Annotated in this window: 1 protein-coding gene; it reads left to right on the forward strand. The window is 67.6% G+C overall.

The features are described 5' to 3' along the window. Positions 1 to 268: RuBisCO large subunit C-terminal-like domain-containing protein (locus EN824_RS34040; protein ID WP_245521083.1), on the forward strand; the 268-nt coding region annotated here is incomplete at its 5' end. Positions 269 to 327: the final 59 nt, after the last annotated feature.

Genomic DNA, 327 nt, shown 5'->3' on the forward strand with positions numbered 1-327 from the left:
CGACGCGATTCTGCAGTCCGGCGGCGGCACCATCGGCCATCCGGGCGGCATCCAGGCGGGCGCCGTGGCCAACCGCGTCGCGCTAGAAGCGATGGTAAAAGCGCGCAACGAAGGGCGCGACATCCGCGAGGAAGGGCCGGACATTCTCGAAGCCGCGGCGCGCTGGTGTGGGCCGCTCAAGCAGGCGCTCGACACCTGGCGCGACGTGACCTTCAACTATGCGTCGACAGATTCGCCGGATTTCGCCGCCACGCCGACGGCCGCGTAAGTGGTCCGGTGGGCCCGGTGAGCCGGATGGCTCAAGACAGAAAGTGCCTTGAACAAAGG

The organism is Mesorhizobium sp. M8A.F.Ca.ET.181.01.1.1 (genome assembly GCF_004792025.1).
Taxonomy (GTDB): Bacteria; Pseudomonadota; Alphaproteobacteria; order Rhizobiales; family Rhizobiaceae; genus Mesorhizobium.